We start from the raw sequence: 13,995 nt of genomic DNA on the forward strand, positions 1-13,995 counted from the left end.
ATGACGAGGAGTACTGAGGTCCCCGCGCCCAATCCGCACGCGACCGCGGAGCAGGTGGCCGCCGCACGTCACGACAGCAAACTCGCCCAGGTGCTCTACCACGACTGGGAAGCCGAGAGCTACGACGACAAGTGGTCGATCTCGTATGACCAGCGCTGCATCGACTACGCGCGCGGCCGATTCGACGCGATCGTGCCCGACGAGGTGATCAACGAGTTGCCGTACGACCGCGCCCTGGAGTTGGGTTGTGGCACCGGCTTCTTCCTGCTCAACCTGATCCAGGCCGGCGTGGCCCGCCGCGGATCGGTCACCGATCTCTCGCCCGGCATGGTCAAGGTCGCCACCCGCAACGGCCAGTCGCTGGGCCTGGACATCGACGGTCGCGTCGCCGACGCCGAAGGCATCCCGTACGACGACGACACCTTCGACCTGGTGGTCGGGCACGCCGTCCTGCACCACATCCCCGACGTCGAACTGTCCCTGCGCGAGGTGATCCGGGTGCTCAAGCCGGGCGGGCGGTTCGTGTTCGCCGGGGAGCCGACCTCGATCGGCAATGTCTACGCGCGCGAGCTCTCCACGTTGACGTGGCGGGTCGCCACCAACATCACCAAGCTGCCCGGTCTGGCCGGCTGGCGGCGACCCCAGGAGGAGCTCGACGAATCGTCGCGGGCCGCGGCCCTGGAAGCGGTCGTCGACCTGCACACCTTCGCACCGGAAGACCTCGAGCAGATGGCCGCCAACGCTGGCGCGGTCCAGGTTGAGACCGCCAGCGAGGAGTTCACCGCGGCCATGTTCGGCTGGCCGGTGCGCACCTTCGAGGCCTCGGTGCCGCCCGGGCGTCTGGGTTGGGGTTGGGCGAAGTTCGCGTTCAACGGCTGGAAGGCGCTGAGCTGGGTGGACGCCAACGTGTGGCGCCACGTGGCGCCAAAGGGGTGGTTCTACAACGTGATGATCACCGGGGTCAAACCCTCCTGAGCCTTTTCGACCTGGACGCCGTCCGTTATCTGCGGTCGGAGTCCGGTGCCGCCGCGCTTGCGGTGGTCGCCGAACTGGAGTTGAGCGACGCCACCCGGATCACCGATGTCTCCGCGGTGCGCGCCCGCTTCGGTGACCGCGCTGCGGTGCTGGTGGAGACGACGCTGCTGCGCCGCAAAGCGCAGCAGAAGCTGGGCGCGCTGGGCGATGTCGCGGGCTGGCTATGCACCGACGAGGCGTTGCAGCAGGCCACCGCGGCACCCGTCGCGCTGCACCGGGCCGCCCGCCTGGCCGGGCGCGTCGTGCACGACGTGACCTGTTCCATCGGCACCGAGCTGGCTGCTTTGCGCGGTGTGGCGACGCGGGTCATCGGCAGCGACATCGACCCGGTCCGGCTGGCCATGGCCGGCCACAACCTGGGTGAGCACGCCTACCTGTGCCGTGCCGATGCGCTGCACCCGGTCAGCCGCGACGCGGCCGTCGTCGTCGACCCGGCGCGGCGCGGTGGTGGCCGGCGCCGATTCGACCCCCGCGACTACCAACCGGCGCTCGATCAGGTGTTGCAGCGTTACCGCGGCCGGGATCTGGCCGTGAAGTGCGCGCCGGGAATCGATTTCGACCAGGTGGGCCGGCTCGGGTTCGACGGCGAGGTGGAGGTGACCTCCTACCGCGGTTCGGTGCGGGAGGCCTGCCTGTGGTGGGGCGGGCTGGCCGAGGCGGGCGTACGGCGCCGCGCCACCATCCTGGACCGTGCCGAGCAGATCACCTCGGCCGACGCCGACGACTGTCGGGTCCGGCCGGTAGGGCGGTGGATCGTCGACCCCGACGGCGCGGTCGTGCGGGCCGGGCTGGTCCGCCACTACGCCACCCGGCACCGGCTGTGGCAGCTCGACCCCGACATCGCCTACCTGTCCGGAGACCGACTGCCGCCGGGCGTACGGGGGTTCGAGGTGCTCGAACAGGTGGCGTTCGACGAGCGGCAGTTGCGCCGGGCGCTGTCCGCGCGGGACTGCGGCGCGCTGGAAATCCTGGTCCGCGGTGTCGCGGTGGATCCCGACGCGTTGCGCCGCCGGATGCGGTTGCGGGGCGGCGAACCGCTCTCGGTCGTCATCACTCGCATCGGTGCGCGGGCCGGCGGCGCCGCGGTGGCATACGTTTGCCGGCCCTCCCGGTAACGCCGGGTACGCTGACGGCGATTATCTCGATATGGCATCACCGCCATTTTGATCTCGAGGACAGTGACGACGATGCGTTATCTAGTTGCCGCCGCGACGCTGGCTGTCGTGGCGCTGGCGGGCTGGCCGGCCTCCGACACCGCCGCCGCGCCGCCGTCGTGCGCGAGTCTGGGTGGCGCGGTCGAGGGCGCCCAGATCTGCCACATCCACCAGTCCGGTGCCACCTACACGCTGGACCTCACGTTCCCCGTCGACTATCCCGACCAGCAGGCGCTGACCGACTACATCACGCAGAATCGCGACGGCTTCGTCAACGTCGCGCAGGGATCAGGACGGCGCGACCAGCCCTACCAGATGGATGCCACCAACGAGCAGCACAGCTCCGGCCTGCCGCCGCGCACCCGCAGCGTGGTGCTGAAGTTCTTCCAGGACGTCGGCGGGGCCCGGCCGTCCAACTGGTACAAGGCTTTCAACTACAACCTGAACACCAAGCAGCCGATCACCTTCGACACATTGTTTCCGCCGAACAGCAATCCACTGGACGCCATCTTCCCGATCGTGCAACGCGAACTGGAACACCAGAGCGGGATGGGCGGGGGAGTGTCGCCCGGGGCCGGTCACGACCCCACCAACTATCAGAACTTCGCGATCACCGACGACGCCGTGATCTTCTACTTCGCCCAGGGCGAGCTGTTGCCGTCGTTCGCCGGCGCCACTCAGGTCCAAGTGCCGCGCAGCGCGATCCCGCCGCTGGCCGTCTAGGTCCGCGGGAGCCCGGATGGGCCGCGCTGACCAGGGACGATCCCGGGCCTAGGCCGGGTCGAAGGTGTAGACCTGACCGTCGCTGGTGGTAACCACCACGCGGCGGTCCTTACCGACCGCGACCCCGACCGGAGATCCGGTGGCCGCCGGGAGCGGATAGCTGGAAGTCGTGTGTCCGTTGGTCGGGTCGAAGATCAGGACCGACATGCCGGGCTCGCCCTCATGCGGGGCGGTGACCGTGTACGCCACGCTGTCACCGGCCAGCGTCGACGTCGACAGCGGAGCGACATCCTCGCGCCGCCACAGCACCTCGGCGTGCTCACCGGCATCCCGGAAGGTGACCAGCCGGGCGTCGGGGCCACCGCCGGCCACGATCAGTCCCTGCGGGGAGACCGACGGTGGTGTCTGCGCCAGAAACCCCAGCGGCGCAGACCATTTGGGTTTGCCGTCGGCAGCATGCAACGCCCACAACCGTTGGTCGCGGCCGTTGACGTAGATGGTTGATCCGTCCGCGGACAACACCGGACTGGCCAGCGCGCCACCGCCGACGGCCTCGCTGGTCCACTCCCGGGTGAGCTGCCCCCCGTGGTACTTCAGGCCGACCAGACCCGCTGTGGGAGCTCCCGGCTGCCACACGCCGACCACCACCGTCTCGGTGGCCGCGGAGAACGCGGGAGCCGCCGCGACCGGGCAGGCCGGGCGGGCCGGGGCGCAGTCGGCCAGCCCGCGCGTGGCGTCGGCGGGGTCGACACCCTCCACCAGATCCAGCGAGCTGCCGACCACGGCGCCCCGATGGGTGTCGAAGACCAGCAACTGGCCCAGGTGGGTGCTGACCAGCAGGTGGCCGTCACCCAAAAGTCTTGGGGTGCTGGGCATTCCGATGACAGGTTCGCGCCAGCGAGTCCACTGCGTCGGCGGAAAGGAGATGATCGCGCCCGGCTGACCGACGTACAGGTTGTCGAAGCTGTCGAAGAGCGGCCCGCCGAAACCGCCACCCTGGATCAGCCGGATGCACCAGCGCTGGCGCCCGTTGCCGATTTCCCACTCCATGACGGAGCAACCGCCGGGTGTCTGCGCATTCAGGGCGAGAAAGCCTCGCGCACCCAATGCCGGACCGGCTGCCAAGCTGCCCTTGACCGAACGGGTCCAGCGCAGGCTGAGCTTGGTGGCACCGGCCGTCGCGGTGTAGCTGCTGTTGGCGGCGTCGCCGTACTGCGCGGGCCAGCCCGGTGCGGGCGCTGCGTTCACCCACGAATCGGTATTGCCGCATCCGCCGAGGCCGATGGTGAGCACGGCTGCTGCAACGATTGCCAGGAGACGTCGGACGAGCACTCTTTCCTTTCGGCAATCCTTCAGTGGCAAGCAGAGACCGAGTACAGGTGAGGGTAACCCGTAGCTCCACGGGTAGGCTTTCGGGCCATGACGAGCATGTGGGGAGCTCCGCTGCACCGCCGGTGGCGTGGCGCCCAGCTTAGAGACCCCCGCCAAGCCAATTTCCTGACGCTGGCGTCGCTGAAATGGGTGTTGCGCAACAAGGCCTACACGCCGTGGTACCTGGTGCGGTATTGGCGGCTGCTGAAGTTCAAGCTGCAGAACCCGCACATCATCACCCGGGGGATGGTGTTCCTGGGCAAAGGTGTGGAAATCCACTGCACGCCCGAGCTGGCCCAGCTGGAGTTCGGCCGGTGGGTGCACATCGGCGACAAGAACACCATCCGCGCGCACGAAGGATCGCTGCGGTTCGGCGACAAGGTGGTCCTGGGACGCGACAACGTCATCAATTGCTACCTGGACATCGAGCTCGGCGAGTCCGCGTTGATGGCCGACTGGTGTTATGTCTGCGATTTCGACCACCGGATGGACGACATCACGCTGCCGATCAAGGATCAGGGCATCATCAAGTCGCCGGTGCGCATCGGACCGGACACCTGGGTGGGGGTGAAGGTTTCGGTGTTGCGCGGTACCTCTGTCGGACGGGGTTGTGTGCTGGGTTCGCATGCGGTGGTGCGCGGCGTCGTCCCGGACTATTCGATCGCAGTCGGCGCCCCGGCCAAGGTGGTCAAGAACCGGAAATTGTCGTGGGAGACCTCTGCGGCGCAGCGCGCCGAACTCGCTGCCGCCCTCGCCGACATCGAGCGTAAGAAGGCGTCGCGCTAGTCCGGGTTGCCGCGGTTGCGGTGCCGCCCGCCATGCTGTTCGATCAACGGTGGTCGAATCGACAACAGATGACGGGAGCGCCAATGAAGACGCCGACCATTGCGGTGCTGAGTGCGGCCGCGGCGATAGCCCTTGGCGCGTTGGTCCCCGCGTGTGACAGCAAGGACGAAAAGGCGCCGGCTTCGTCGACGACCACATCGGCCGCCGGCTCGGGCAGCGCCAGTTCGTCGCCCGCTGCGACGTCGGGCACGGTCGCGCCCACCGACTACACGAACTTGCTGGTACCGCTGAGCGACCTACAGGCGCTCTCGGGTGACCCGCTCGAGGTCGGGCAGCCGCCCACCCCGTCCAGTGGTAACCCCGGCGTGGACGGCACGTTCCGGAATGCCAAGGGCGACAACATCATCAGTGTCAGCATCGCCGTCCTGCCGGATGCTGCGGCTGCGGTCGAAGCGATGAACGGCACGACGGGGACGCTGAACAACTGGGTGATCGACGGCACCCCCCAACCCGTGGCGGTCGGTAACGGCGGGACCGTGGTGCTGGGCACCTCGCCGGACAAGTCCAAAGCCGTGACGCTGCTGGTGTTCACCGAAGGCAAGGCGTCCGTCACGCTGCATTTCGAAGGTCCCCCCGGCGACGCCGCACCTGTTGATTTCGCCACCGCGGTGGCGCAGAAGCAGGACGCGACCATCAAGAAGAACCTGCCGGCCTGACCACGGCCGGATTTCACTGGGGCTGGTCGTCGATTTCGAAGTTGAAGTTGACCCGGGGCCCGGGCACGTCGGTGACCACCACGTTGACGCCGAATGTTCTGTTGCCGTTGATGAGTTGGCACCGCAGTTTGGTGCCGACCAGACCCTTCAATTCCTCGGGACACGTGACCGACTCGTTGCGTTGCTTGTTGCGGATCATCTTGGCGACCCGATCCTGATCGATTGATTTCAGGAAGTGGTAGATCACCGTCTTGCCGTCGATGTTGGTGACGGTGGCGGTGACGTTGACCTCGTCGGGTGGGCCGTCGATCTTCATCTTGCATTTGACCTGTGCCCCCACCTTGGCCGGCAGACCGGCCGGACAGGCCACCGCCTGCGGCTTGTCGGTGCTGGAGTCGGTCATGTGCGATGCGATCTCGTTCTCCAGCACATGCCTGTCCACCTCGCGAGCGCGCGAGTCACCGTCAGACGAGTGGCAGGCGCCTGCGCCGAGCACCAGACCGGCTGCGGCGCCAGAGACGATCAACATCCGACACAGCGACTGGCTCATACCACCCTCCGGGCTCTGGCGACCGTTGAAACCGTGAACCGGCTGATAATGGCACGGCGCACAGCCTTTGCCCAAGCCTTTAGCTGATGTTGCTGTAACGCCGCAGCGCCTCGGTCCGTTCGGCGGCATGGTCGACGATCGGTTCGTGATAGCTGGCCGGGCGGTCCCCCTTCCGCAGATGCGCATCGGTCGCGGCATCCAGCTCAGGCACCCAGCGGCGAATGTAATCGCCTGCAGGATCGAACTTTTCACCCTGGGTGGTGGGATTGAACACCCGGAAGTAGGGGGCGGCATCGGTGCCGGAGCCCGCGCACCACTGCCACCCGTGCTGGTTGTTGGCCATGTCGCCGTCGACGAGTTGCTCCAGGAACCAGGCCGCGCCCCACTGCCACGGCAGGTGCAGATCTTTGACCAGGAAGGAGGCGACGATCATCCGCGCCCGGTTGTGCATGAACCCGGTCTCGCGCAACTGCCGCATCGCGGCATCGACCATCGGGTATCCGGTCTGGCCGGCTTTCCAGGCCTCGAACCGGCGCTCGGCCTGAGCGTCGGTGTCGGTTTGGATGGCGTCGAAGTGGCTGTTCCAGTTCCACCAGACGCTGTGCGGCCAGTGATGCAGTACCGCGGCGTAGAAATCCCGGAACGCTAACTCCCGCAGGTACGCTGAGTCGCCTTTACGGCGCAGGTTCAGATCCGCGACCATGGTCCGGGGGTGGATGGTGCCGAACTTCAGGTGCGCCGACATCCGGCTGGTGCCGGGCAGATCCGGCCGGTTGCGATCGGTCTCGTAACGCGAAATGCCGTCGTCGATGAATGCCGACCACTGCGAGAGTGCGGCCGCTTCACCGGCTTTCAGGTCGAGTTCGACGCCGCGGTCCGGAATCTCGCACGTCCTGATCTTGACTGCCGACGGGTCGAGCCAGTGTGCGGATTCGGCACCGGTTCTGGCTGGGTCCCGCCATCCCGCGTCGCGCCACCGGCTGAAGTACGGGGTGAACACCTTGTACGGGGTGTCGTCGTCCTTGGTGATCCGTCCGGGCGAGACGAGATACGGAGATCCCGTGGCCACCAGCGGAACCGAATCCAGTGCAGCGCGCACCTTGTCATCGCGGCGGCGGCCGAACGGCGCGAAGTCTTCGGTGATGTGTACTGCGGAGGCATCGATCTTCGTGACGATCTCGGGAATTCGCTGCTCCGGCCGGCCGCGCACCACCAGCAGGCGACCGTCGAGGTCGCTGCTGAGCTGTCGCAGTGAGTCGCCGAGGAACTGCAGCCGGCGCGGCCCGGAGGATGCCTCCAGCCGGGGATCGAGCACGAAGCAGGCGAGCACCTCGCCGGCCGCGTCGTTCTGGGCCGCGGCGGCCAGTGCCGGGTGATCGCGCAGCCTCAGGTCCCGTCGAAACCACAACAGGGTGGGCATGACGCCTCCTAACGGTTGAGTCGCCAGATGTGGGTGGACAGCACGGTGGCGAACCCGCACCACAGCGGATACGGCGCCAGCGCCAGTCCGGCGCGGGGATCGGCTTCGGCGGCGCGTCTGGCGAGATCGGTGCTGCTGGCCGTGAGTGCGGCGGCACCCAGGGCGGCGGCACCTAGTTTGTGGTGGTGGAAGAACAACCAGCTCCAACCGGCGTTGAGCACCAGGTTGATGCCCAGCGCGGTGGCGTACCGGCGGGCCTTGTCCGGCTGCCCGGCCGCACGGAACCGGTCGATGGCCACCGCGGAGGTGGTCGCGATGTCGGTGTAGAGGGCGGTCCAGGCCACCGGGAACACCACGCTGGGTGGCTGATAACGCGGCTTGCGAATTCGGGCGTACCACAACGGCGTTCGGCCCGGACTTGCGATGGCGCCGGTGCCGGCCGCCGCGGCGACGGCCAGTCCGGTCCCGGCCAGAGTTGACTTATTCACGTTGATTCCCTTCGGTTTTGACCCTCGACGTCGGGTCGGGTTCGCCAGACGGCCGCCGGCCACCAGATGCGGTCCCCGCTCAGCGCGAACAGTGCGGGGATAACCAGCGTGCGCACGATGAAGGTGTCCAGCAGAATGCCGAGACCGACGATGATGCCCAGTTGGGTCATCACGATCAGCGGCAGCACGCCGAGCACGCAAAAGACCGCAGCCAGCACAATTCCCGCGCTGGTGATCACCCCGCCGGTGGCCGACACGGCACGAACCATTCCGTCCCGGGCCCCGTGGCCGGCGGCCTCCTCGCGAGCGCGGGTGACGAGGAAGATGGTGTAGTCGACGCCCAGTGCGGCCAGGAACAGGAACGCGTAGAGCGGAGTGGTGTTGTCCAGGGCGGGAAACCCGAACACCTGCATACTCGACCAACCGCCGAGACCGAGTGCAGCCAGCGCGCCCAGGATGGTCGCCGCCAGCAACATCGGCGGCGCCAGGGCCGACCGCAACAGGACGTAGAGCACCAACAGGATGACCGTGAGGATCGCCGGAATCAGCACCGTCCGGTCGCGGGTCGCGGCATCGCGCACGTCGAGGGCCTGGGCGTCGGGTCCGCCGACCAAAGCCGCCGAGGTCACGGATTTGGTCGAATGCCGCAGCGCGGCAATGGTGTTGAATGCTTGCGGGGAGGACGGCGGGGCGTCGATCACCACCGAGCATCTGCTCAACCCCGCCGCCGGAGCGCCTGCAGGTTCGGCCGAGACGACGCCGGGGGTGGCGGAGATGGCCTGCTGCACCCGGGCGGACTCTGCGGTGGGGGCGATGACTTCAGTCGGATTGGCCGAACCGGCCGGGAAATGCGCCGCGACGATGTCGAACCCGGTCACCGAATCCGCTGTGACGCGAAACTGTTCGGTCTGGGAAAGGCCGATGCGCACGGTGAACAGCCCGGTCGCCAGCACGGCCAGCAGCAGGATCGTGGTGGACGCGACCAGTGCCGGTCGACGGGCGACGTGTGCGGCAACCCGGTGCCAGAGTCCGGTATCGACGGCGGTGGTGTGGTCGGGTTGCGGGATGAACGGCCAGAACAGCCGCCGTCCGAACAGCGCCAGCAGGGGTGGCAGCAACACCAGCACCGAGACCGCGGCGACGACCAGACCGCACGCCGCGAGTGCGCCCAGACTGCGGGTGCTCGGTGTGACGGCGAAAATCAAGGTGAGCAGCGCCAGCACCACGGTGGCATTGCTGGCCACGATCGCCGGACCGGCCGTCCGGACGGCTCGGCGTAGCGCGTCGCGGTGCTCGGCGTGCAGCCGAAGTTCCTGCCGGTAGCGCGAAATCAGTAGCAGCGCGTAGTTGGTGCCGGCGCCGAAGACCAGCACGCTGGTGATTCCGGACGTCGCCCCGTCGAAACTGAGGCCGGTCATGGACGCCACCGCGGTTCCCACCGCCGCCGCGACCCGGTCGGCCAAGCCGATCACAGTCAGCGGTACCAGCCACAGCACCGGCGAGCGGTAAGTGGCGATCAGCAGGAACGCCACCACGGCGGCGGTCACAATCAGCAGGGTGATGTTGGCATTGCTGAACGCGTTGGCGATATCGGCACCGAAGGCCGGCCCGCCGGTGACATGAGCCGAAAATCCTTCGGGCAAGCCATTGTTGGCTGCGGTGCGCAACGTGGCGACAGCATCGTGCAGGTCCAGTCCGGAAAGGCCGGCACTGATCGGCACCACCCCAATGCCTGCCTTGGCGTCAGCCGAGACGAATGCGGGCACCGGAGCCGTTGCCGGTCGGGCGACGGCACGCATCCGATCGCGGGCCTGTTCGGTCGCGCGCTGCAGCGCGGCGGGGTCGGGTGCACCGGCCTCGGGACTGCTGACCACCACGATCAGCGGTACCTGGTCGCCACCGGGAAACTGGGCGGACAGTTTGGCTACCTTCGCTGAATCCGAATCTGTCGGCACCGATGACGGCGCCTGGCTTGCCGCTGCGTTCCCACCGATGAGTGCCATGAAACCGGCCGCCAGCAGAAAGACCCCTAGCGCGAGAATCCACGAGCGTCGGGCGGTCACTGTCGCAGCGAGTCTATCCCACACCAGCCAAGCATTTCAGTCGCTGAAACATTAATCAACTGAACTGAGGGCCGAATCGCGCTATGCTCCGGATCGCCATGGATCCGCACGTGCAGGCTGACGGACGCGACGCGTTGGAGTCGCAGATTTCGGCTGACCTGCGGGAGCTGACGAACGAGTCCGACCAGATCGGCCGGCATTTCGCGGTCTCCCATGATGTGCGCCCCAATGATTTTCGCGCCCTGCTGCACATCATGGTCGCCGAAACCGCCGGCGAGCCGATGACATCGGGTGACCTGAGTCAGCGCATGGGCCTCTCGGGTGCGGCGATCACCTACCTGGTGGACCGGTTGATCGACTCCGGTCATGTTCGCCGCGATTCCCATCCCGACGATCGGCGGAAGGTCATCCTGCGCTATGCCGACCCGGGTCTGGTGACCACCCGTTCCTTCTTCACCCCCCTGCGCCGGCACACGCAGTCGGCCCTGACGGACCTGCCCGACGCCGACCTGGCAGCCGCGCACCGGGTGTTCACGGCACTGATCGCCGCGATGCGCCGCTTCCAGCAGGAGATGGGATCCCCGAAATCCTGAGTCAAGGCGTTGTCGCGCAGACAGATTCGATCAGGTGCGGTCGTCCGCGTTGAGGCTCGCAGCGAGACCTTCGGGGTCGGCGACGGTCACCGTGAGCGCCGAATGGTCCTTGAGTCCGATGACGCGCGGGATGCTCGGCTCGAAGTGGATGCACACCCCGGCCCGGGCGTTGGTCCCGAAGGTCAGTCCGTCGTCGACGAACGACAGGCGCGGCCCGACCGCGGTCCACCAGCGGTACGGGCCGGCCACGTGCGCCTCCCGCACCCAGGAGAGCGGCACGTCGACGCGAAACGGCCCGTAGCGCGCCAGGAATCGGCCGTCGTCGGTCAGTGTCACGCCCTGGCCGCCCGGCCACCGGAAGGGCAGCCAGAGTGCTGCCAGCCGGCCGTCGTAGCGGTAAGGGAAATGCCGGCCGGGCTCGTCCTGGAATTTCATCGCACCACTCCGATCACAGTTCGCGGACGGTTACCTGGCCAGTCGCTGAAGCATCTGCCGGCGCCCCACCAGGGCGTCGTCGATGAATTGCAGTGCTTCGGGCACTGATCTGACCAGTGAAAGACCGTGGTCGCCGACGATCCGCAGCAGCGGACGCAGGGCGACACCGCTGACGATGCCGCAGTAGAGGCCTGCGGTGTGGTGCTCGTGGTGCAGAGCCAGCAGGCGCTGGAAACCGTCCAGGCCCAGAAACCGCAGCCGGCTCAGGTCCAGAATGAGTGGCGTGCCCACCTTGGTGAATCGGCGCAGTTCCATGGCGAAGCGGTCAGCGTTGGCCGCGTCGACTTCGCCGTCGACGCACACGACGGTGGCCAGGCCGCGCGAATACACGAACAGGTGCGCCTCGCCGCAGTCGACGACGTAGCGGAGACGGTTTTCGGCGGGTGAATTCACAGCGTGCATCGGTGGGCCTATCGAGTGGTTTTGAGAATTAAGGGGCCGGGCGGGAAGTCTGCTCGTCCCGTGGATGTCAGCTGCGTACTCAACTGTGTACAGCGTAGCCGCAGTTGCGGAAGTGCGACCGGCCGGCGCTGCGATATATGCGCAATAACGCTGCCGCACAGCCAATTACGGAGATATGAATGCAGAGCCGACCGCCGCGGCAGTTGTCGGGGAACGATGCCGCGGCGGACGGCTCTGGGCAACTGAACGGCCCCCGGCTGCGGGGTCGGTTTCAGTCATCGCCAGCATAATCAAAGTTTCTTAACCGTTCAACAAATTAACAGCTGTCCGAAGTGCCGGGTAGGGTTGATTTCGGCGCACCAACGCCCAGGGCCGGGGTCGGCCCGCTCGCCCGCAGTACTCGCGTCAGGGCTGGGTCTGTCCCGTTCGAGAGTGGGTACTACCAGATGATGGACGGTGGGGAAACGATATGTCGGTGTTCGGATCACTCGGATCGATGATCGGTCAGATCATCGAGGGTGTGGGCTCCGTGGTGGGTTACCGCCGCGGCACTGAGGAGCCGGCTTACAGCGCGCAGAAGCTGTCCGACGCCGTGGAGATCCGTACCTACGGAGCGCGCATCGCCGCGCAGACGACGGTCACTGCCGACGAGGAGGCGGCGCGCAGCATGGGCTTCCGTCGGCTCGCCGGGTATATCTTCGGGGCGAACCACGTCCGCGAGAAGATCGCGATGACGGCCCCGGTAGCGCAGCAATCCGCCGGCGCGCAGCGGACACGGAGCGGTGCGAAGATCCCGATGTCGGCGCCGGTCGCGCAGGAGTCCGCCGGTGAGGGCGAGTGGGTGATCCGGTTCTTCATGCCGTCGGCGAAGACGATGGACACGCTGCCGGAGCCCGACGACGACCAGATCTCGTTGGTCACGGTGCCCGAGCAACACATCGCGGTCCGCCGCTTCAGCGGCAGCCCGGCTCGCCGGGAGGTTGCCGCGCAGACCGCAAAGTTGTTGAACACGTTGCGCGAGTTCGGATTCGAACCGACCGACGCGCCGGCGGCATGGTTCTACGATCCGCCCTGGACCATTCCGGCGCTGCGCCGCAACGAAATCGCCGTGCCCGTCAGCGCGAGCGCCTGAGGTCCCATGACCGGTGACCGGGGTGAGATGAGGACGCGAAAACGTCGCCACATCGACGTGTGCCTCGCCGAGGACGTGTCCTACCACCAGGTGACGACGGGGCTGGAACGCTACCGCCTGCCCTACAACGCGTTGACCCAGACCAACCTCGAGGACGTCGACCTGTCCGTGGACTTCATGGGCAGCCGTCTGTGCGCGCCGGTGTTGGTGGGCGCCATGACCGGCGGTGCCGAACTGTCCGGGATCATCAATCGGAATCTGGCCACCGCCGCGCAGCGGCTCGGTATCGGAATGATGCTCGGTTCACAACGGGTGATGCTGGACAGTGCGCGGGGGGAGCGGGCAGCCGGCAGCTTCGCGGTGCGCGACGTCGCGCCCGACGTGCTGCTGTTCGGCAACATCGGGCTGTCGCAGTTCACCAAGGACGCGGTGCCCGACATCGTCGGCGCGCTCGACCGGGTGGGAGCCGATGTGCTTGCGGTACACACCAATCCGTTGCAGGAAGCGATGCAGCAGCACGGCGACACCGACTTCGCCGGGTCACTGGACCGGCTGCACGACGTGGCCCCGATGCTGGACTATCCGGTGCTGCTGAAGGAAGTCGGTCACGGGATCGGGGCTGCGGCCGTCGCCCAATTGCTGCGTTGCACGGGTGAGCAGCCGGTGGCGGGCATCGACGTCGCGGGCGCCGGCGGCACCTCGTGGTCGCGCGTCGAGCAGTTGGTCCGCTACGGCGAGTTGCGCCATCCCGATCTGGCCGAGTGGGGCATCCCCACTGCCCAGGCGCTGCTGGAGGTCCGTGCGGCGCTGCCGGAGATCCCGTTGGTTGCCTCCGGCGGAATTCGCACCGGGATGGACGCCGCCAGGGCGCTCGCGCTGGGCGCCGACGTGGTGGCGGTGGCGCGGCCGCTGCTGGGCCCGGCGATCGAATCTGCCGGTGCCGCAACGGATTGGCTGCAACGGTTCATCGACGAGCTGCGGATCTGTCTGCACGGTTGCGGGGCGGGGGATCTGCGTGCACTACGCGGCCTCGGCGCGCGGCTCGTCATCTGAGGTATGGCCACGGT

Annotated in this window: 15 protein-coding genes; 8 read left to right on the forward strand and 7 right to left on the reverse strand. The window is 67.5% G+C overall.

Annotated features, from left to right (window positions below):
* The 3 genes from AC5Y5Z_RS06645 to AC5Y5Z_RS06655 all read left to right on the forward strand — a co-directional run bounded on the left by AC5Y5Z_RS06645 (window position 1) and on the right by AC5Y5Z_RS06655 (window position 2,912).
* The gene (locus AC5Y5Z_RS06645) at window positions 1-975 is read left to right on the forward strand and encodes a class I SAM-dependent methyltransferase (protein WP_463827143.1); all 975 of its coding nucleotides are present in this window, start codon (window positions 1-3) and stop codon (window positions 973-975) included.
* Window positions 933-2,150 (forward strand): class I SAM-dependent methyltransferase, encoded by a 1,218-nt coding sequence (locus AC5Y5Z_RS06650; protein WP_463827142.1) that lies wholly within the window; start codon window positions 933-935, stop codon window positions 2,148-2,150. The genes AC5Y5Z_RS06645 and AC5Y5Z_RS06650 overlap by 43 nt, the downstream gene beginning before the upstream one ends.
* 72 nt (window positions 2,151-2,222) lie before the next feature.
* On the forward strand, window positions 2,223-2,912 hold the full coding sequence (locus tag AC5Y5Z_RS06655) for an esterase (protein WP_463827141.1): 690 nt from the start codon (window positions 2,223-2,225) through the stop codon (window positions 2,910-2,912).
* Between the two features lie 48 nt (window positions 2,913-2,960).
* Here AC5Y5Z_RS06655 and AC5Y5Z_RS06660 read toward each other — a convergent pair whose 3' ends face one another.
* Entirely contained in the window at window positions 2,961-4,220 is a 1,260-nt protein-coding gene (locus tag AC5Y5Z_RS06660; RefSeq protein ID WP_499924573.1) for an outer membrane protein assembly factor BamB family protein, read from the reverse strand.
* Between the two features lie 111 nt (window positions 4,221-4,331).
* On the opposite strand from AC5Y5Z_RS06660, the gene AC5Y5Z_RS06665 reads away from it, so the two are divergent.
* Window positions 4,332-5,069, forward strand: coding sequence for an acyltransferase (locus tag AC5Y5Z_RS06665; RefSeq protein ID WP_463827140.1), 738 nt, complete (start codon window positions 4,332-4,334; stop codon window positions 5,067-5,069).
* An 83-nt stretch (window positions 5,070-5,152) separates the two neighbouring features.
* Window positions 5,153-5,785: a hypothetical protein gene (locus tag AC5Y5Z_RS06670; protein ID WP_463827139.1), complete on the forward strand. Its 633-nt coding sequence runs from the start codon at window positions 5,153-5,155 to the stop codon at window positions 5,783-5,785.
* 13 nt (window positions 5,786-5,798) lie between these two features.
* Here AC5Y5Z_RS06670 and AC5Y5Z_RS06675 read toward each other — a convergent pair whose 3' ends face one another.
* The 4 genes from AC5Y5Z_RS06675 to AC5Y5Z_RS06690 form a co-directional block, all read right to left on the reverse strand.
* Window positions 5,799-6,335 carry a DUF4333 domain-containing protein gene (locus AC5Y5Z_RS06675; RefSeq protein ID WP_463827138.1) on the reverse strand — a complete coding sequence of 179 codons (537 nt, stop codon included), beginning with the start codon at window positions 6,333-6,335 and terminating at the stop codon, window positions 5,799-5,801.
* A gap of 79 nt (window positions 6,336-6,414) precedes the next feature.
* Window positions 6,415-7,755: a cryptochrome/photolyase family protein gene (locus AC5Y5Z_RS06680; protein ID WP_499924071.1), complete on the reverse strand. Its 1,341-nt coding sequence runs from the start codon at window positions 7,753-7,755 to the stop codon at window positions 6,415-6,417.
* 8 nt (window positions 7,756-7,763) lie between these two features.
* Window positions 7,764-8,243: a TspO/MBR family protein gene (locus tag AC5Y5Z_RS06685; protein ID WP_463827136.1), complete on the reverse strand. Its 480-nt coding sequence runs from the start codon at window positions 8,241-8,243 to the stop codon at window positions 7,764-7,766.
* Complete coding sequence (locus tag AC5Y5Z_RS06690; protein ID WP_499924575.1) at window positions 8,240-10,333, reverse strand: MMPL family transporter; 2,094 nt, start codon at window positions 10,331-10,333, stop codon at window positions 8,240-8,242. The genes AC5Y5Z_RS06685 and AC5Y5Z_RS06690 overlap by 4 nt, the downstream gene beginning before the upstream one ends.
* Before the next feature lie 56 nt (window positions 10,334-10,389).
* On the opposite strand from AC5Y5Z_RS06690, the gene AC5Y5Z_RS06695 reads away from it, so the two are divergent.
* Window positions 10,390-10,899 carry a MarR family winged helix-turn-helix transcriptional regulator gene (locus AC5Y5Z_RS06695; RefSeq protein WP_499924072.1) on the forward strand — a complete coding sequence of 170 codons (510 nt, stop codon included), beginning with the start codon at window positions 10,390-10,392 and terminating at the stop codon, window positions 10,897-10,899.
* Between the two features lie 30 nt (window positions 10,900-10,929).
* Here the strand turns inward: AC5Y5Z_RS06695 and AC5Y5Z_RS06700 are convergent, their stop codons facing one another.
* Window positions 10,930-11,334, reverse strand: coding sequence for a hypothetical protein (locus AC5Y5Z_RS06700; RefSeq protein WP_499924074.1), 405 nt, complete (start codon window positions 11,332-11,334; stop codon window positions 10,930-10,932).
* 30 nt (window positions 11,335-11,364) lie between these two features.
* Window positions 11,365-11,787 carry an STAS domain-containing protein gene (locus AC5Y5Z_RS06705; protein WP_463827133.1) on the reverse strand — a complete coding sequence of 141 codons (423 nt, stop codon included), beginning with the start codon at window positions 11,785-11,787 and terminating at the stop codon, window positions 11,365-11,367.
* 484 nt (window positions 11,788-12,271) lie between these two features.
* On the opposite strand from AC5Y5Z_RS06705, the gene AC5Y5Z_RS06710 reads away from it, so the two are divergent.
* Together AC5Y5Z_RS06710 and fni are read left to right on the forward strand one after the other, a co-directional pair.
* Complete coding sequence (locus AC5Y5Z_RS06710; RefSeq protein ID WP_499924075.1) at window positions 12,272-12,928, forward strand: SOUL family heme-binding protein; 657 nt, start codon at window positions 12,272-12,274, stop codon at window positions 12,926-12,928.
* Between the two features lie 6 nt (window positions 12,929-12,934).
* Entirely contained in the window at window positions 12,935-13,981 is a 1,047-nt protein-coding gene (gene fni / locus AC5Y5Z_RS06715; RefSeq protein WP_499924076.1) for a type 2 isopentenyl-diphosphate Delta-isomerase, read from the forward strand.
* The last annotated feature ends 14 nt before the right edge of the window (window positions 13,982-13,995 follow it).

Source organism: Mycobacterium sp. NGS29 (assembly GCF_059812965.1).